Here is a 17,916-nt window from a genome sequence, read left to right as displayed (position 1 = left end):
CAAGTTCCTAAGAGGCAAGGTTGAGGTGGCAAGCGCTCAGGTGGTCGGGCGACACTTCTCTGAGCAGCGGGATTTCTTCACGGCAACGCGCCGTGGCATGGGGGCAACGCGGATGGAAATGGCAGCCTGACGGCGGGTTCAAGGGGCTGGGGATTTCGCCGCGAATCGCCTGGTACTGGCTGCGCCGCAGTTCAAATCGCGGGATCTGCGCCAGCAGCGCCTGGGTGTAGGGGTGATTGGCGCGGGCGAACAACTCATCCACCGTGGCCGACTCCACCACCCGGCCGAGGTACATCACCACCACGCGGTCGCACAGGTGTTCGACCACACCGAGGTCATGGCTGATAAACAGGTAGGTCAGGCCCAGTTGCTCGCGCAGGTCCATGAACAGGTTGAGGATCTGCGCCTGGATCGACACGTCCAGCGCCGCCACCGACTCATCGCACACCAGCAATTGCGGCTGCACCGCCAAGGCACGGGCGATGCCGATGCGCTGGCGCTGGCCGCCGCTGAATTGGTGCGGGTAGCGCTGGCGTAACTCGGGGCTCAAGCCAGCGCGGCGCAGTTGCGCGCTGACGTAATCGTCAAACCCGGCGCGGTCGGTGAGGCCCTGGCGCAACGCGCCTTCGCCGACGATGCGGTCCACCCGCAGCCGTGGGTTGAGGCTGGCGTAAGGGTCCTGGAAGATCATCTGCACCTTGAGCTTTTGCGCCGCGCTCAAGCCTTGCATCGGTTGGCCGTCGACGCTCACGCGGCCACTGGACGTCGGCAACAAACCGGCGACCATGCGCCCCAAGGTGGATTTGCCGCAGCCGGACTCACCCACCAGCCCCACCACTTCGCCCCGAGCGATGCGCAGGTCAACGCTGTCCACGGCGCGCGTCTGCGGGCGTGGGCGGCTTAGCCCGAGGCGTTGCAGCATGCCGCCCGGCGCCGGGCCAAACTGCTTGCTGACCTGTTGCAACTCGATCAACGGCACGGATTCATTGGCCATGGGCAACTCCAGGATGGAAGCAACGCACGCTGCGACCGGGTTCTATTTCAAGGGGCTGGGGTTGTTCGCTGCACGCGCTGCTGACGCGGCTGCAACGCTCGGCAAACGCACAACCGACGGGCATCGACAGCAGGTCCGGGGCCATCCCCGGGATCTGCCGCAGGCGCTGGCCGCGCCTGTTGCGGCTCGGCAGGCTGTCGATCAGGCCTTGGGTGTAGGGGTGCAGCGGCTGGTCGAGCACCGCATCCACACTGCCCTGCTCGACAATGCGCCCGGCGTACATCACCGCCACGTCATCGGCGAGGCCGGCGACCACCGACAGGTCGTGGGTGATCCAGATCAGCGCGGTGCCCTGCTCGCGCACCAGTTTTTGCACTTCACCGAGGATCTGCGCCTGGATGGTCACGTCCAGCGCCGTCGTCGGTTCATCCGCGATGATCAGGTCCGGGCGGTGCAGCAACGCGATAGCAATCGCCACCCGTTGGCGCATGCCGCCGGAGAGTTGATGGGGGTAGGCACGCAGGCGTTCTTCGGGGCTGGCGATGCCCATCGAGGCCAAGGTCTCGCAGGCATGTTGCCGTGCCTCGCGTGTGCTCATCGGGTTGTGGGCGCGCACCGCTTCGATCATCTGCGTGTCGATGCGCAGCACCGGGTTGAGGGTCATCATCGGGTCCTGGAAGATCATCGCGATGCGATTGCCTTGCAGGTGGCGAAGCTGCGAGGGGCGCAGCTGCACCAGGTCCTGGCCCTGGAACAGAATCTCGCCGCCGCTGATACGCCCCGGCGCATCCACCAGCCCGAGGATGGAGAAACCGGTGACCGATTTACCCGAGCCCGACTCCCCCACCAGCCCGAGGATGCGCCCCGGTTGCAGGCGCAGGGACACGTCGCGCACCGCCGGCAGAATGCCGTCGCGGGTGTGGAACGAGGTGCACAGGTTGCGCACTTCAAGGGTCGCCGGCAGTACCGCGTTATCCAAAGCCTTCATCGCTGCAACCTCGGGTTGAGTACATCGCGCAGGCGATCGCCCACCAGGTTGATCGCGACAATCGTCAGCAACAACGCCAAGCCGGGGAACACGCTGATCCAGTACTCATCGCCCAACATGAACTGGAAACCGTTGGCGATCAGCAGGCCCAGGGACGGCTCGGTAATCGGCACGCCCAGGCCAAGGAACGACAAGGTCGCTTCCAGGGTAATCGCCCGGGCGATCTGCAACGCGCCAATCACAATCAGCGGCGGCAGGCAGTTGGGCAGGATGTGCCCGACCAGGATGCGCCAACGGCTGATGCCCTGGCCGCGTGCGGCCTCGACGTACTCGCGGCGGCTTTCCACCAACGCCTGGCCACGGGCGGTGCGCGCGTAATAGGCCCATTCGAGCACCACCAGCGTCAGCACCACATTGCCCACGCCCTTGCCCAGCCACGCAAGAATCATCAGCGCCATGAGGATGCCGGGGAACGACAGCAGCAGGTCCACCAGGCGCATCAACAGCGCATCGACCCAACCGCCGGCATAGGCCGAGACCAGCCCGATCAAGGTGCCGATCACCGCCGCGATCAGCGCCGAACCGACGCCCACCAACAGGCTGATGCGCAGGCCGTAGACAATCGCCGAATACAGGTCGCGGCCCTGGCCGTCGGTGCCCAGCCAATAGGTGTAATGCCCTTCGCTGCTGGTGGCGCCGGGCGCCAGGCGCGCGTCGAGCACATCCAGTTGCATCAGGTCATAAGGGTTTTGCGGGGTGATCCACGGCGCGAACAACGCCGCCAGCACCACCAGCGCCAGGATCAGCAGGCCGACAATGGCCATCGGCGCCCGCAGGAAATCCAGCGCGCCACGTTGCCACAACGATTGCACACGGATCATTGCGCACCTTCCAGGCGTACGCGCGGGTCGAGCAGGCGGTACAGCACGTCCACCAGCAGGTTGAGGCTGACGAAAATCACCACGACCACCATCAGGTACGCCACCACCACGGGGCGGTCGAGGGTGTTGATGCTGTCGAGGATCAGCTTGCCGGCGCCGGGCCAGGCAAAGATGCTTTCGGTGACCACCGCATAGGCGATGGTCGAACCCAGCTCCAGGCCGAGCACGGTCACCAGCGGGATCAGGGTGTTGCGCAACACATGCATAAGGGTCACTCGCAGCGGAGACAGGCCCTTGGCCCGGGCGAACTTGACGAAGTCCTGGGGCAGGATTTCGCGCACGCCGGCGCGGGTCAGGCGCAGCACCAGGGAGATTTTGAACAGCGCCAGGTTCAGCGCCGGCAGCAGCAAATGCTGCCAACCGTCGAGGGTCAGCCACGACCATTGAATGCCCAGCCACTCACGGGTGGCGCCACGGCCACTGGCGGGCAGCCAGCCGAGGTGCACCGAGAACAGCATGATCAGCATCAGCGCGACCCAGAACGACGGCAGGGAAAAACCGACAATGCTGCCGGTCATCATCAGCCGCGAGGCGAAGTGGTCCGGGTACAGGCCGGCGAACAGGCCCAGCGGCACGCCGATCACAATCGCCATGAGCAAGGCGCTGAACGCCAGTTCAAAGGTCGCCGGCAAGCGCTGCAAAATCAGCTGCAAGGCGTCTTCGTGGTGCACGAAGCTTTTGCCCAGGTGCCCGTGCAGTGCGCCGTCGAGGAAGCTCAGGTATTGCTGCCACAGCGGCTGGTCCAGGCCCAGGCGCGCAATGGCTTGCAGGCGCTCGGCCTGGTTGAGGTCTTCGCCGATGAGGATGTCCACCGGGTTGCCGATGGCATTGAGGCCGACGAACACGATCAGCGTCATCAGCAGCATCACCAGCACGGCCTGGCCCACGCGCCGCAGCAACCATAAGGTCATGTACGCAGCTCCTCGGCGCGCAGGCTGCCGGCGTGCCATTCATCGCCTTGCAGCTCCGGCTCGGCGTAGCGTTGCATCGCGTCGAAATGCAGCGCGACGTCGTCATTGAACAGCTGCCCGGCCAGGCCTTGGGCCATGCGCTTGGCGCCTTCGCTGATGGCCGGGATGTCGCCGGAAACGCCGCCGTAGGTCAGCGCCGCCGGGTAGCTGAAGCAATGCACACGCTCCAGGCCCGGGCAGGCATCGGGCGTGCGCGGCTGGAATTCGAACAGCGGGCCGAGGTCCGGCAGTTGCGCCAGCTCCTGATCTTCCTGGCCGACGGGGGCTGTGAAGCGGTCGCGCCAGAGTTTGATATGGGGGGCAAAGGGCGAAAACTCCGGGCGCAAATCGAAGTTGCTGCGAAAGCCGGTGGCGAACACCAGGAAGTCGTAGCGCAACTGCGCCTTCGGGGTGTGCAGTAACAGGCTGCCATCGGCCTGCACCGCCACCGATTCGATCGGGCTGTCGAGCAGGAACCGCGCATTGGCGTGGCGCGAAACGCGCAAAGTGCTGCCGTGGGGCGGCGGCACTTGTTGCCGGTTCAGGTAGTGACGGATGCTCCATTTCCAGTCGTCCGGCAGGCGCCAGTAGCCGTGGGTCATGCCCGGGCTGCCAGCGCCCTTGCCCTTGTTGATGCGCGGCAAGTCCTTGCGCCGCACCAGCAAATCGACATTCAGCGCGCCAGCTTCCAGCGCGGTGCCCGCCGCGTCCATCGCCGACGCACCGCCGCCGATCACCGCGACGCGTTTGCCGACAAACCACTCATCCTGCAAACCATCGGCCGAATGCGCCCAGTACTCGCCGGGCAACTGCCGCGCCAATTCCGGCACCCACGGGCCGCCCAAACCGTCACGTCCGGTGGCGAGGACCACATGGCGCGCCGAGAACACCTGCGCCTGGCCGTTGGCGTCGATGTGCAGCTCAACGCGCCCATCGGCCTGGGGTTGCACGCGGGTCACACGGTGTTGGTTGCGCACATCCAGGCGCAGCACCTGGCGATACCAGCGCAGGTAGTCGGCCCATTGCAGGCGCGGGATCTTGTCCAGCGCATCCCACGCCTCCAGGCCGAACTGCGCCTGGAACCACGCGCGAAACGTCAGCGCCGGCAGGCCCAGTGCCGGCCCGCTTAATTGCTTGGGCGAACGCAGCGTTTCCATGCGCGCCGTGGTTGCCCATGGTCCTTCGAAACCCTGGGGCGCCTGGTCGAACACCACTGCCCGTACCCCCAGGTGGCCGAGTTCGGCGGCCACCGCCATGCCCGCCATGCCGCCGCCGATCACCGCTACTTCAAGCAGCGGCTGGCCGTCCAGTTGGCGCGGTTTGACCCAGTGCTGGGCGGGCAGATCGAGCCACGCCAGGTCCTCGCGCAGGCGCGCTTCGAGGGCGGGTAGACCGATGGGTGCGGTGGTGTGCGGCATCGTTGGGTACTCGATCAAGTGAGCGGGCACGCGGCCCGCAAGGGTTAAAAGTCGATGTTCAGGCGGCTGTAGTAGAACGCCCCGTAGGAACCGAACGGCGAGATCGACGAGTAGTAGGAACCGCCGGAAACGTCGGTCACGGTGTGCTTGTCGGGGTAGACGTTGAACAGGTTGTCGGCGCCCAGGGAGACCCGCACGTTGTCGGTCAGGGCATAGGTCACGTCGACATCGGTGATCCACTTGGCGCTGAAGGTTTCATCCACGCCGGTGGTGCCGCTGCCCAGGCGCTTGACCTTGCCGTAGCGGGTGGCGCGCACGCCCACATCCCAATCGTTGACCTGCCAGTTGAGGCCGACGATGTACTTGCTCTTGGGCGTGAGGTCGGTGATACCGCCCAGTTCGGTGCGTTCGAAACGTTGCAGGCCGAGGCTTTGCAACTGCGACGGGTTGGCCTTGAGGTCGGTGATCGTGGCCTTGTTCCAGTTGGCGCCGACGTTCCAGCGCAGGCGGCCGAAGCGGTCCAGGTGCTGGGTGTAGTCGGCCACCAGGTCGAGGCCCTTGGTGCGAGTGTCGAACGCGTTGGCGTAGTACTGCACTTGCTGCACGTGGGAGAAGCCATTGGCGGCAAGGATCTGGTCGACTGCCGCGCCGGACAGCGGGCTGATCAGCGCGATGCGGTCTTGCAGGTCAATCAGGTAGGCGTCCAGCGCCACGTTCAAGTCCTTGACCGGCGTCCAGGTCAGCCCGGCGGACACGCTCTGCGACTTCACCGGTTCCAGGTCTTCGGCGCCCAGGGCGCGGCCAATCGCGGAGTTGGTCTGCACGCGTTTGATCATGATGTCCTGGGTGGTGTTGCCCACCGTGCGGCGGCCCAGGCCGGTCTTGGCGTAGCCCTGCTGCACCATCGACGGCGCGACGAAACCTGTGCTCAAAGCACCGCGCGCGGCGATTTCCGGGGTGAAGGCATAACGCGTCGAGAGCTTGCCGGTCCAGGTGTTGCCCGAGCTGTCGGTGTAATGCTCGAAGCGGCCAGCGGCGCCGACAAACCACTTATCCGTGACGTCCAGGCCCAGGTCCACATACGCCGCCGAGTCGCTGCGGCGCAGATTGACTTCGTCTTCCGGCAGCAGCAGGTAATTGCCCAGGGCGCCAATGGCCGCGAGTTGCCCGGCGCGCGGGTGGCCGGCCGGGTAGCGATAGTTGCCGTTGCGGTAGGAATCCACATCGCCGGATTCGGTGCGGTACTGCTCGAAGCGGTACTCCAGGCCTGTGGCGAAGTTCAGCGGGTTGCGCGTGCCGATATCCAACTTGCGGTTGAGGTCGAAGTTGGTGGTCCACTGGGTGAAGGTGTTGGTCTGCAAGGTAAAATCGGTGGGGCTCGTCGTGCCGAGGGACGGGTTGAGGTTGTTGTCGGTGGATTGCTTTTGGCGGTTGGCGCCATAGGAGGTGCTGAGGTCCCAGCCCCAGCCGGCCAGGTCATCGCCACGGGCACCGAATGTGCTCTGGTAGTCGAGGCTGTCAAAGGTGAAATCCGGGGCGATGCCGTCCGGGTACAGCTCGTTGATGATGGTGTTGGAATTGGGCCGGCGGAAGCCGATGGAGACCAGCGCGTCCTGCTTGCCCAAGGTGCTGAAGGAGTACAGCGAGGTCGAGTCGTTGAGCGGCAACTCGGCGTTGTACGACACATTGATCTGCTCGATCTCCGGCAGGCCGCCGCCGAAGCTGCGCTTTTCCACGGTGTTTTCCCGTGGGTCGGGTTGACCGTTGACCGGGTAGTAGAACGCACCGGTGGCCACGCCGGAGCGCTTGGTGCTGTCTTGTTTCTTGGCGTCGAGGGCGAAGTTGAAGAAGCCGTCGTTGGGCAGTGGCAGGCCGTAGTTGAAGGTCTGCTGATAGGTCTCGCCATTCGAGCCGACGCCGCTGGCGTAATGGGAACGGCGCCCGGCCATGGTGCTGGAACTGCCGCCGCTGCTGTCGGACTTGAGGATGATATTGATCACCCCGGCAATGGCATCCGAACCGTACTGGGCGGCGGCGCCGTCACGCAGGACTTCGACGCGGTCGATGGCGCTGATGGGGATCAGATCGAGGTCAGCCGGGTTCCAGCCTTCCACCAGCACCGAGTTTTCCGAGGCCACCGAACCGCCGTGACGGCGCTTGCCGTTGACCAGCACCAACACGTAGCCACCGCCGAGGCCACGCAAACCGGCAGCGCGCGCCACGTTGCTGTAGGCGCCGCCGGTGACCTTGGCCACGTTGAATGACGGCAGCAGATGCTCCAACGCATCACGCAGCGCGGTGCTGCCGCCTTGCTTTTGCAGGTCTTCGCCACCGATCACATCGATCGGCACGGCGCTTTGCGCCACGGTGCGCTGGTTGCCACGGTTGCCCACCGAGACCACGGTTTGCATCACCGGCTCGGCTTTCTTGCGTTCGCTGTCCTGGTCTTCCTCTGCCATCAGCGGCGCGGACGCCAGGCACAGGCCGGTCAGCGCGAGGGCTGCCGGTGAAAAAAATGCAGTCGATGAAAAGCTGGGTTGCATCTGGGAACTCCCCGAGAAATCGCCATTAAGGGTGTGACTGGTCGTGCGGCGATTTGCCGAGGTCGGCTGGATGTCCGCGAAGAGAGATGAGCTGGGTGAACAGCCATCTATTCGTTTTCGTTATTCATTAGCGCACTGAATGCGGTAAATGAATACTAAAGGGCGTCACTTATTCCATCTACTAATTAATAGAGCTATGCATATTCCAAATTACATATAAGCGTCAGCTGGCGTAGATGCGTTGCATCAAGGCGTCATGGCGATTGGCCGGGTGGATGATCATGCCGGGCAGCAACTCCTGGGATGAGGCTTGCAGGCTTTCGACCAAGGCCTGGGCCACGTCAGACAGCGGGCTGGCGAAGGCCGAAATCAAGCCGAAGAAGAACGGAATGGTGCTTTCAATCGGCCGCACCACCACGCCATTGAGCGGCACGCCGAACGCGGTGAACGGGTCCACCAGGGCTACGCCCAAACCGGCGCGGGCCATTTGCATGGCGGTCAGCGAGGTGTTGGTTTCGAGGATGTGCTGGGGCTCGCTGCCCAGGTCTTCGAAGGCCTTGTTGATGCGACGGCGGAAGCGGAAGGGGTTGGAGATGCTGATCAGCGTGTGCTGCGCCAGGGTCTGCATGCTCAGCACGGATTCGCTGGCCAGTGGCGAGTCTTCGGCGAGCACCGCGACGCAAGACGCTTCGCCGATCCAGTGCACCTCCAGGCCGCGATGTTCCAGGGGCAGGCTGACCACGCCGAGATCGACGGTTTTGGCCAGCACGGCTTGCACCACGCCTTCGGGGGTGAGGCTCTGGATCTGCAATTGCTGCGGGCGCAGGTCTGCCGGCAAACGCGCGATTGCCGGGGGGAGCAAACCGGCGGCCAGGGCTGGGGTGGCGACCACGCGCAGGCTGAGGTTTTCATCACGGGCGATGTTCAGGGCGCGTTGTTGTACATGGCGAACGCCTTGCAGGGCGCTGTCGACTTCGGCCGAGAGTTGGAAGGCTTTTTGCGTGGGGGTGACTTTGGGGCCGCTGCGTTCGAACAGGGCGAAGCCCAGTTCTTGTTCGAGCTCCTGGATCAGGCGCGTCACGGTGGGCTGTGAGCGGCCGAGCATCTGGCCGGCACCGGTGACGCTGCCGGCGGACATGACGGCGGCGAAGGCTTCCAACTGGCGTAGGTCCACCGGGGGTTCCTTTGATTTGGGGGATGGGGGTGGAGTGTACACATTGGGTGATGAGGTGTCGGTTTGTCGGTGTACATATCCGTTGCTGCGGTAACGGCTGCTATTGGTTCCGCCCTTACGGCGGGTCACTTTTGGAAAAGAGCCCCAAAAGTAACCAAAAGGGCTCTTGCCCCAACACTCGGCACCTCGCCTAGGCTCGGTGCGCCCAAGATCAAAATCAAAAACAAAGCGAGGCGGCCTGACAGCCGGCCTGGTCGAGGAAGCGTTCGCGTTCCCCTGTGGGAGCTGGCTTGCCTGCGATGGCATCGACTGGGTGTGCCTGATGTACCGAGTTGTCTGCATCGCAGGCAAGCCAGCTCACACAGTTACCGGTTCCCACAGTTGAAGAGTGAACACAATGAGAAATACCGGTCGGCTACTAGGCCGCCGCGCTCTGGCTTTTGATCTTACTTGCCCCGTCAAACACGCTGGCCGAACGCAGGCTTGAATCCGTGGGTAACCCGGCAGGACGCCGGGTTAGCCGCACTGGGCCATGGATGGCCCATTGCGGCGGCCCACGGATTCAGGCCTGCGTTCGGGCACACCGAGCCTAGGCGAGGTGCCGAGTGTTGGGGCAAGAGCCCTTTGGTTACTTTGGGGCTTTTCCAAAGTGACCCGCTGTAAGAGCGGAACCCTAAGTGGCCGTTACCGAAGAAACGGATATGTACACCACCACCACCAACAACAACTACCCAGTTATATCCATATCCAAAAACGATATTGGTATATACCAGATCACTCCCCTATAAATCCCCGACCAAAACAAGCTGTGCTGGAGTAACACGCAATGGTGTCGGTAAAGGTAATGCTCGAATACTTCCACCCCTGGCCAAACTCGGCCGGCCTGTACCTGGCCCGCGAACGCGGCTGGTATGAGGAACTGGGCCTGGACGTGGAACTGGTCGTACACGACCCCCACCGCGGCGACACCCTGCAACACCTGCTCACCGGCGCCGCCGATTTCGGCCTGTTCCCCAGCAACCGCCTGCTGGTGCGCCGCAGCCTCGGCCAGCCGCTACAAGGCATCGCCGCGATCAACCACGCCGGCCTGGAATCGATCCAGACCCTCACCGACTCCGGCATCCGCCGCCCCCGCGACCTCGTAGGCAAGCGCCTGGCCCTCAACCCGACGCCACGCGGCCTGGCCATGGTGCGCCACCTGGTCAGCCGCGACGGCGGCGACCCAGACGGCGTGATCCTCGTAGACAGCGGCGTGCGCGAACTGCGTCCCGAGCAACTCGCCGAAGGCATTGCCGATGCCAGTTTCGGCGGCTACTGGGCCTGGGAAGCCTTGATGCACAGCCCCATCGCCGCCGAACGCCGCGTGGTGTTGCCAGTGGACGAGATCGGCGCACCGGCCTATCACAGCTACCTGCTCGGCACCCATGAACGCACCCTGGCGGACAAGCCCGAAGTAGTACGCGACTTCCTTGCCGCCACCGCGCGCGGGTATCTGGCCGTGGCACAAGCCCCGTCGATCGCCCTCGCCGCCTACGAACACACCACGCCGTATTTCCCGGCTGAATTGTTGAGCGCCTCACTGCATAAAATCGCCCCGACCTGGCTGCACCAAGGCCGCTGGGGCGAACAACGCCAGGCGCTGCTGCAACCCTACGCCGAGTGGCTGCACAGCCACGCAGTGCTGGGCGACCCGCAGGCCTGGCAAGGCGCAACCAGCAACGCCTTCCTGCCCGAGGTGGTGGCATGAACCCACAACGCACTTCCCATGGCCTGGGCGTGGAGCCGGTAGCGGCCGATTGGCCGGCACTGCACGAAAGCGACATCGAACAGCTGCTGCGCAACTACCCGCAACTGGGCGCGCTGCACAGCCTGCATTGGCACAGCCCACGACCGTTTTCCGCCGCAGGCTTGATCACCACCAGCACAGGCACGCTGTTCGTCAAACGTCATCACCAGCACGTACGCCAAGCCGCGTGGCTGGAAGAAGAGCACCGCCTGATCGCCCACCTGCATCGCCAAGGCGCGCCGGTGGCCGAGGTGGTGTCGAACCAACAAGGCGCCACCGCCACCGCGCAAGGTGAGTGGACCTATGAAGTGCACCACGTCGCCGAAGGCCTGGACCTGTATCGCGATGCGCTGTCGTGGTCGCCGTTTCAACAGCATCAACACGCCGTCGCTGCCGGCCAGGCCTTGGCGCGCTTGCATCAAGCGGCTGAACACTACACCGCACCGCCACGCCAGACCCCGGTGCTGTTGGCCAACGCGCGATTGATCCAGCACGCGGCACCGCTGGAAAACATCAGCAGCGCCTACCTCGCCGACAAAGACTGGCATGTCCAACTCAGCGAACTGCTGCTGCCCTGGCACCGCGCGTTGCATCCGTTGTTGGCCGAGCAACCACCGCTGTGGACCCACAACGACTGGCACGCCTCCAACCTGTTGTGGAGCGCCGACGGCAGCGTCTCCAGCGTGCTGGACTTCGGCCTGGCCGACCGCACCTTCGCCCTCTTCGACCTGGCCACCGCCATCGAACGCAACGCCGTGCCCTGGCTCGACCTGGACACCGCTGGTGTGGCCCGCGCCGATCTCGACAGCGTCGATGCGCTGCTCGCCGGCTACCACCAGGTCCGCCCTTTGCGCGCCAGAGACCTGCTCACCCTCAGCGCCCTGTTGCCCTTGGTGCACGTGGATTTCGCGCTGTCCGAGGTGGCGTATTTCCACGACATCGTCGGCTCCAGCGCCAGCGCCGATGTGGTGTATTACGCCTACCTGCTCGGCCATCTACGCTGGTTTTCCGGGGCCGAAGGGCAGCGTCTGCTTGGCCATATCCGGCGTAAAAACGTATGAGTATTCTGGTCGACAGCCACTGGCTGCACGCGCATCTCGCCGACCCGACACTGGTGGTGCTGGATGCCACGGTGCTGCTGCCGTCGCCCGAATTCGACGGTGACTACCGCGTCCACAACGGCTATGAAGGCTGGTTGCAGGCGCATATTCCCGGCGCGCGACATGCCGATTTATTGACTGAACTGGCCGACACCCAGGCCAGCTTCAGCTTCGCCCTGCCGACGCCTGAAACCCTGGTAAGCGTGTTGGCCCGCCTCGGCGCCGGCCAAGGCAAAACGCTGGTCATCTACGACCGCGCCGATGGCTTCTGGGCTGCGCGGTTGTGGTGGATGCTGCGCAGTGTGGGCATCGACGCCAGCGTACTCGACGGCGGTTTCAACGCCTGGCGCGCGGCCGGCCTATCCGAACGCAGCGGCCCCGCCGAACCGATAACCCCCGTACAACCCTGGGCCATCCACCCGCGCCAAAACCTGTGGATCGACCGCCACGGTGTCGAAGCCATCGCCTCTGGCCACGCGCCAGGCGTGCTGATCTGCGCCCTCGGTGCCGCGCTGTTTGAAGGCTCGGCCGCCACCCGCTACGCCCGACGCGGGCATATCCCCGGCAGCCAAAACCTGCCGGCCCGCCAGCTGTTCGACGCCCACGGCCGCTACCTGTCCAAGGATGCCCTGGCCGTGGCGATTGGCCCCACGCTGCTGCACAGCGACGGCCCACTGGTGGTGTATTGCGGCGGCGGCATTTCCGCTGCCGCCAACGCGCTGGCCCTGACCCTGTTGGGTCGCCAGGACATCGCGATCTACGACGGTTCCCTACAGGAATGGGCCGCCGACGCACGCTTGCCAATGACCACCGGAGCAGCTCCGGCCTGACGCCATCCCTGGCGAACTCGGCTTTTTCATCACGAACTGGCAACCCGTCCGTTGCGCAGCGCCGGGCGCCTTTGCGCCCGATAAAAGCGTACGGCAGCGACGGTCAGACCTTTGGAGCGCTCTCTACATGGCTACACCTTACCGCCACACCCTGCTCGCCCTGAGCATCGCCTTCGCCGCCACGGCCGTGCAGGCCCAGGACGCGACACTGGACACCGTCACCGTCCTCGGCCAGGAAACCACCGACTACCAGGCGAAAAACGCCGCCGTGGCCGGTTTCGATAACGCGCCGCTGCTGGACACGCCGGCGTCCGTCGCGGTGATCACCGAAGCCCGCTTGAAGGACCAGCAGGCGCGCTTGCTCAGCGAAGTGTTGAAAAACGACGCCTCGGTCGGTGACAGCTACGCCCCGGTCGGCTACTACGAAAACTTCGTGATTCGCGGCTTCGCCCTCAACCCGGCGAGCAGCTACAAGATCAACGGCCGCACCATCACCGGCGAACAGAACGTCGCCCTGGAAAACAAGCAGCAAGTCGAAGTGCTCAAGGGCCTGGCCGGCTTGCAGAGCGGCGTCTCCGAGCCCGGCGGGCTGGTCAATTACGTGAGCAAGCGCCCGGAAAACGTGCGCTCGGTCACGGTGTCCACCAACGAACAGGGCGAACGCTACCTGGCCACCGATATCGGCGGCTGGCTCGGTGCCGAACAGCAAGTGGGCGTGCGCATCAACCTGGCCCACGAAGACATCCGCTCCTATGTCGAGCATGCCGACGGCAAGCGTGATTTCGCCTCGCTGGCGCTGGACTGGAACATCAGCCCCAACGCCCTGCTGCAACTCAACGCCGAGTACCAGGACCGCGAACAACACTCGGTACCGGGCTATCAACTGCTCGGCGGCACCAGCGTGCCGCGCCACGTCTCGCCCAAGGATATGCTCGCGTACCAGAACTGGTCGAACCCGGTGGGCATCCGCTCGTTGAACCTCGACGGGCTGTTCGAATACCGCTTCAACGACGCCTGGAAAGCCAGCTTCAGCGCATCCCGCAGCCGCGTGGTGATCGACGACTACAGCACCTTCGCCTGGGGCTGCTACGGCGCCGCCAGCTGCGCGAATACCGCCGTGCCCAACCACTTCAGCGCCGAGGGTGACTACGATATCTCCGACTACCGCAGCCCCGACGACACCCGCAGCAACGAGGAGGCCCAGGCCGCGCTCAACGGGCAGTTCGACACGGGTTTTCTCACGCACGACCTGACCTTCGGCACCACTGCGTTCCGCCGTCTGGTGGACCGGCGCAAGTCGGTCAACGAATACATCGGCGAGGGCAATATCTATCAGCCGTCGCCGGCACTGGAACCCTACGACGGCCCGCTCGGCCACACGTACCGCCGTCTCGACAGCCGCCAATATGGCCTGTTCGCCAGCGACCGCATCAGCTTCAACGAGCAATGGCAAACCGTCCTCGGCGGGCGCCACGTGCGTCTCGACGAAGAAACCTACAACCAGTCCGGCGCCACCACGCGCCACACCCAGCGCAGCGTGTTCCTGCCCCAAGCGGCGTTGATCTACAAACCGCGCCCCGATACGTCGTTGTACGCCAGCTACAGCAAAGGCTTGTCCCTCGGTGGTGAAGCCGCGTGGTTCAGCAGCAACGCCGACGAGGTGCTGCCACCGACCACTTCGCGCCAACTGGAAGTGGGGATCAAGCGTGACTTCCAGCGCCTGAGCCTGACCGCCGCACTGTTCCAGATCAGCCAGGACCTGCAATACAACCGCCCGAATGCCGACGGCACGACCACCTTCGTGCAGCAAGGCAAACAGAAAAATGTCGGCATCGAGCTGTCCGCCAACGGCCGCGTGACCTCCGACCTGCAAGTCTCGGCCAGCGTCGCGGCGATCCGTGCGCGGGTCAGCGACAGCGGCACCGACAGCTACGACGGCCACCAAGCGATCAACGTGCCCAAGCTGCGCGCCAGCCTGCACGGCGACTACAGCATCCCCGGCATCCCGGGCCTGGCCTTGCTCGGTGGCGTGCAATACAGCGCGAGTAAATACGCCAACCGCGAAGCCACGGTGAAGGTGGATGACTACGCGGTGTTCGATGCGGGCGCGCGCTACACCACCCGGGTCGGCGATTACGCTACTGTGCTGCGCCTGACCGTCGACAACCTGTTCGACAAACGCTACTGGCGCGATGTGGGTGAATCGGCGGGCGACGGCTACCTGTTCCTGGGTGCGCCGCGCACCGCGCGGTTATCCGCCACCGTCAATTTTTGAGGCTGATCGTTCATGCGTAATCTGATGTTTTCCAGTGTGTGCCTGCTCTCCACCGCCCTGCTCGGCTGCCAGCAGCAACCGCCCGCCAACGACCAACTGGACGCGGTGCTGTGGACCCAGACCTCCATCGAGCACGAGCTGATTTACCGCCAGGTCTTCGCCAGCGCCACCCGCCAGTTGGACGCGGCCCTGGCCGACCCGACGTGGGACGCCCTGCCCCTGCCACCGCGCAATCTCAACGGCTTGCCCCCGGCCGTGGTGGTGGATATCGACGAAACCGTGCTAGACAACGTGCCGCTCAACGCGCGGGACATCCTCACCAACCAAGTCTATTCCTATGATCGCTGGAACACCTGGGTCGATCAGGCCAAGGCCCAGGCACTGCCGGGAGCTGTGGAATTCCTACAAGCAGCGGACAAGAAAGGCATCACCGTCTACTACATCACCAACCGCGAGCACAGCCAGGTCCAGGCCACGGTCAACAACCTGCGCTTGCGCGGTTTCCCGGTGGCGCACAACGAACAGGTGCTGGCCGCCAGCACCCCGACCGGCCACTGCGAACAAGCGGGCTACGGCAAGAACTGCCGGCGCCAATGGGTCGCCAGCCACGCCCGCGTACTGATGCTGGCCGGTGATTCCTTCGGCGACTTCGTGCAGGCCGAACACAACACCCTGGCCGAGCAACGCAAGGCGGCCGCGCCGTACCTGGCGTGGCTTGGCCAGCGCTGGTTCCTGCTGCCCAACCCGACCTACGGCAACTGGTACAGCGCGCCCTATGGCGATCAGGAAAAACTGCCCTTCGAACGCAAGCGCCAACTCAAGCAACAGGCGCTGCACCTGGAAAATTAGTTGTTGAGAGAGCCCTATGTCGCCACTGGAAATCGTCGCCGTCTGCTTCAACATCGCCGGGGTCTGGCTCACCGCACAACGGGTGCGCTGGTGCTGGCCGGTCAGCGTCGTCGCGGTGTTGTTGTATGCCTGGATCTTCTTCGAGGTGAAGCTGTATTCAGACATGCTCCTGCAACTGGTCTTCGCCGTGCTGCAAGGCTATGGCTGGTGGCGCTGGAGCACCGGGCGCGTGGACGCCGGCAAGGTGCGCGTAGAACGCCTGCCAATGCAGGAGGCCTGGCGGCACTTGCTGGCGGGCTTGATCGGCGCCGTGGCTCTGGGCGCAGTGATGCACCACTTCACCGACGCCGCCCTGCCCTGGCTGGACTCGCTGCTCACCGCCTTCAGCCTGGTGGCCAGCCTGTGGGCGGCACGCAAATACGTGGTCAGCTGGTGGTTGTGGATCGTGCTGGATGCGGCCTATGTCGGGCTGTTCCTCTACAAGGACCTGCTACCGACCGCCGCCCTGTACGCCGGTTTTGTGCTGCTGGCGGCCTATGGTTTGCGGGCCTGGCAACGTGACCTGCGCCGGCAGGAAGGGTAGAGTCACGCCCACGTCATGCCTGCCTACGGAACCCCAGGATGCCTTTCGACCCCATTTCCCCGCACTACCAGCGCATCCGCGAACAGATCGCCAACGACATTGCGTCCGGTAGTCCCCAGGCCGACGAGAAATTCCCCTCCGAACGGGACATGATCGAACGCTTCGGCTGCACCCGCGTGACCTTGCGCCAGGCCTTGCAACAACTGGAGGCCGAAGGCCTGGTCTACCGCGAAAACCGCCGGGGCTGGTTCGTCAGCCCGCAGCGCATCCGCTACGACCCGACGCGCATCAGCGGCTTTATGGACTACGTCAGCGCCCAGGGCCGCACGCCCCGCACCGAATGCCTGCACGCCGAACTGCGCCCCGCCGGCCCCTGGCTGGCCAAGCGCATGGGCCTGGCCTCGGCGGACGAACCGGTGTTCTTCCTGCAACGCCGCCGCTGGATCGACCGCCGCCCGGTGCTGCTGGAATTCAACGCCCTGCTCGCCAGCTGGTGCCCCGGCCTGCTCGACGCCGACCTCAACACCTCACTGACCCAACTGCTGCGCGAACGCTTCGCCCGGGTGCAATCACGCTGCGAGTTGGAGATGCATATCGGCACGGTCAACGAGGAACAGGCGGAGTTGCTGCAACTGTCGCCCGGTTCCACCAGCGTGTACCTGGAGCGCTTGAACTTCGGCGAAGACAACCAGGCCGTGGAGTTCGACCAGGAATTCTGGCGCCCGGATGCGTTGTCGATTGTGATGGAGACGCGGTATCCGGGCACGGATTAAGGGCGGACGCTGTACCTGTGGCGAGGGAGCTTGCTCCCGCTGGAGTGCGCAGCGCTCCCAAGCTTTTTGGGGCCGCTGCGCAGCCCAGCGGGAGCAAGCTCCCTCGCCACAGGTTATTTTTTGGTGTTAGGCCTTTACGTTCTGCCGGATATTCCACCCAAACTTCACCGGCCCACCGTCCTTGGCGCCGTCGGCTTTCTGCGGCTGGTAGCTGACATCGACGGTGGCGAAGTTCAGGGCGATGCGGTCGTAGAGCAGATCATCCTTGCTCTCTGCACTGGTGCTGTTAGACACCACCATGACTTCCTTCAACGTAATCACCAGGTACTCCACCGGGCTGGAACCGCCAGCCTTGCGCACCACCAACCGCGCTTCGGGGTAATGCGTGCCGCTGGCGCAGGCCATCATCAGGTTAGGGCTGGATTTATCCAGCGGTTTTGTCAGGTTCAGATTGCTGATTTCGACCTTGCCCGCACCACCGCCCGTACCGGAATGCATCGAACCCGTCTGCGACAACCCCCACGCCCACTCGGTGATGTCGATCTCGTCGCGGTGCGCCTGGTCCCGTGACTCACCCTTGATATCGCCCAGTTTCAAAAACATATCGACGGCCATGTTGGCTCCCTGTCCTTAGTCAGCGCCGGAAATGGCGCGGGGCGAACTTTTCCTGATCCGACACGAGGGCCACAAGCGGCCACAGCTGGATCGGGAA

15 protein-coding genes are annotated in these 17,916 nt (G+C 64.5%); 7 read left to right on the top strand and 8 right to left on the bottom strand.

The annotated features are described in order from the left end of the window. Window positions 1-7: 7 nt before the first annotated feature. The 7 genes from ACU688_RS04865 to ACU688_RS04835 form a co-directional block, all read right to left on the bottom strand. Entirely contained in the window at window positions 8-994 is a 987-nt protein-coding gene (locus ACU688_RS04865) for an ABC transporter ATP-binding protein (RefSeq protein WP_448183843.1), read from the bottom strand. Then, window positions 984-1,982, bottom strand: coding sequence for an ABC transporter ATP-binding protein (locus ACU688_RS04860; RefSeq protein ID WP_448183842.1), 999 nt, complete (start codon window positions 1,980-1,982; stop codon window positions 984-986). Before ACU688_RS04860 ends, ACU688_RS04865 begins: the two co-directional genes overlap by 11 nt. Further along, window positions 1,979-2,863, bottom strand: a complete 885-nt coding sequence (locus ACU688_RS04855; RefSeq protein WP_448183841.1) for an ABC transporter permease — start codon at window positions 2,861-2,863, stop codon at window positions 1,979-1,981. Before ACU688_RS04855 ends, ACU688_RS04860 begins: the two co-directional genes overlap by 4 nt. Continuing rightward, window positions 2,860-3,834 (bottom strand): ABC transporter permease, encoded by a 975-nt coding sequence (locus tag ACU688_RS04850; RefSeq protein WP_124529993.1) that lies wholly within the window; start codon window positions 3,832-3,834, stop codon window positions 2,860-2,862. Before ACU688_RS04850 ends, ACU688_RS04855 begins: the two co-directional genes overlap by 4 nt. After that, window positions 3,831-5,291 (bottom strand): FAD-dependent oxidoreductase, encoded by a 1,461-nt coding sequence (locus ACU688_RS04845; RefSeq protein WP_448183840.1) that lies wholly within the window; start codon window positions 5,289-5,291, stop codon window positions 3,831-3,833. The genes ACU688_RS04850 and ACU688_RS04845 overlap by 4 nt, the downstream gene beginning before the upstream one ends. A gap of 44 nt (window positions 5,292-5,335) precedes the next feature. After that, window positions 5,336-7,834 carry a TonB-dependent receptor plug domain-containing protein gene (locus tag ACU688_RS04840; RefSeq protein ID WP_448183839.1) on the bottom strand — a complete coding sequence of 833 codons (2,499 nt, stop codon included), beginning with the start codon at window positions 7,832-7,834 and terminating at the stop codon, window positions 5,336-5,338. A gap of 223 nt (window positions 7,835-8,057) precedes the next feature. After that, window positions 8,058-9,008: a LysR family transcriptional regulator gene (locus ACU688_RS04835; RefSeq protein WP_448183838.1), complete on the bottom strand. Its 951-nt coding sequence runs from the start codon at window positions 9,006-9,008 to the stop codon at window positions 8,058-8,060. Between the two features lie 826 nt (window positions 9,009-9,834). Between ACU688_RS04835 and ACU688_RS04830 the strand changes: the two genes are divergently transcribed. The 7 genes from ACU688_RS04830 (at window position 9,835) to ACU688_RS04800 (ending at window position 17,204) form a co-directional block, all read left to right on the top strand. Further along, the gene (locus tag ACU688_RS04830) at window positions 9,835-10,755 is read left to right on the top strand and encodes an ABC transporter substrate-binding protein (protein ID WP_448183837.1); all 921 of its coding nucleotides are present in this window, start codon (window positions 9,835-9,837) and stop codon (window positions 10,753-10,755) included. Then, window positions 10,752-11,855 carry a phosphotransferase enzyme family protein gene (locus ACU688_RS04825; protein ID WP_448183836.1) on the top strand — a complete coding sequence of 368 codons (1,104 nt, stop codon included), beginning with the start codon at window positions 10,752-10,754 and terminating at the stop codon, window positions 11,853-11,855. The genes ACU688_RS04830 and ACU688_RS04825 overlap by 4 nt, the downstream gene beginning before the upstream one ends. Further along, window positions 11,852-12,724: a sulfurtransferase gene (locus ACU688_RS04820; RefSeq protein ID WP_448183835.1), complete on the top strand. Its 873-nt coding sequence runs from the start codon at window positions 11,852-11,854 to the stop codon at window positions 12,722-12,724. Before ACU688_RS04825 ends, ACU688_RS04820 begins: the two co-directional genes overlap by 4 nt. A 127-nt stretch (window positions 12,725-12,851) precedes the next feature. Beyond that, window positions 12,852-14,999: a TonB-dependent siderophore receptor gene (locus ACU688_RS04815; protein WP_448183834.1), complete on the top strand. Its 2,148-nt coding sequence runs from the start codon at window positions 12,852-12,854 to the stop codon at window positions 14,997-14,999. 12 nt (window positions 15,000-15,011) lie between these two features. Then, window positions 15,012-15,848: a 5'-nucleotidase, lipoprotein e(P4) family gene (locus ACU688_RS04810; protein ID WP_448183833.1), complete on the top strand. Its 837-nt coding sequence runs from the start codon at window positions 15,012-15,014 to the stop codon at window positions 15,846-15,848. Window positions 15,849-15,864: 16 nt separating this feature from the next. Beyond that, the gene (gene pnuC / locus ACU688_RS04805) at window positions 15,865-16,431 is read left to right on the top strand and encodes a nicotinamide riboside transporter PnuC (protein ID WP_305430521.1); all 567 of its coding nucleotides are present in this window, start codon (window positions 15,865-15,867) and stop codon (window positions 16,429-16,431) included. A 38-nt stretch (window positions 16,432-16,469) separates the two neighbouring features. Beyond that, entirely contained in the window at window positions 16,470-17,204 is a 735-nt protein-coding gene (locus tag ACU688_RS04800; RefSeq protein ID WP_448183832.1) for a UTRA domain-containing protein, read from the top strand. Between the two features lie 126 nt (window positions 17,205-17,330). Here ACU688_RS04800 and ACU688_RS04795 read toward each other — a convergent pair whose 3' ends face one another. Then, window positions 17,331-17,819: an Hcp family type VI secretion system effector gene (locus ACU688_RS04795; protein ID WP_448183831.1), complete on the bottom strand. Its 489-nt coding sequence runs from the start codon at window positions 17,817-17,819 to the stop codon at window positions 17,331-17,333. Window positions 17,820-17,916 lie beyond the last annotated feature (97 nt).

It is taken from the genome of Pseudomonas acericola (SeqCode), assembly GCF_053456465.1.
This window is presented reverse-complemented; position numbering and strand designations above follow the sequence as displayed.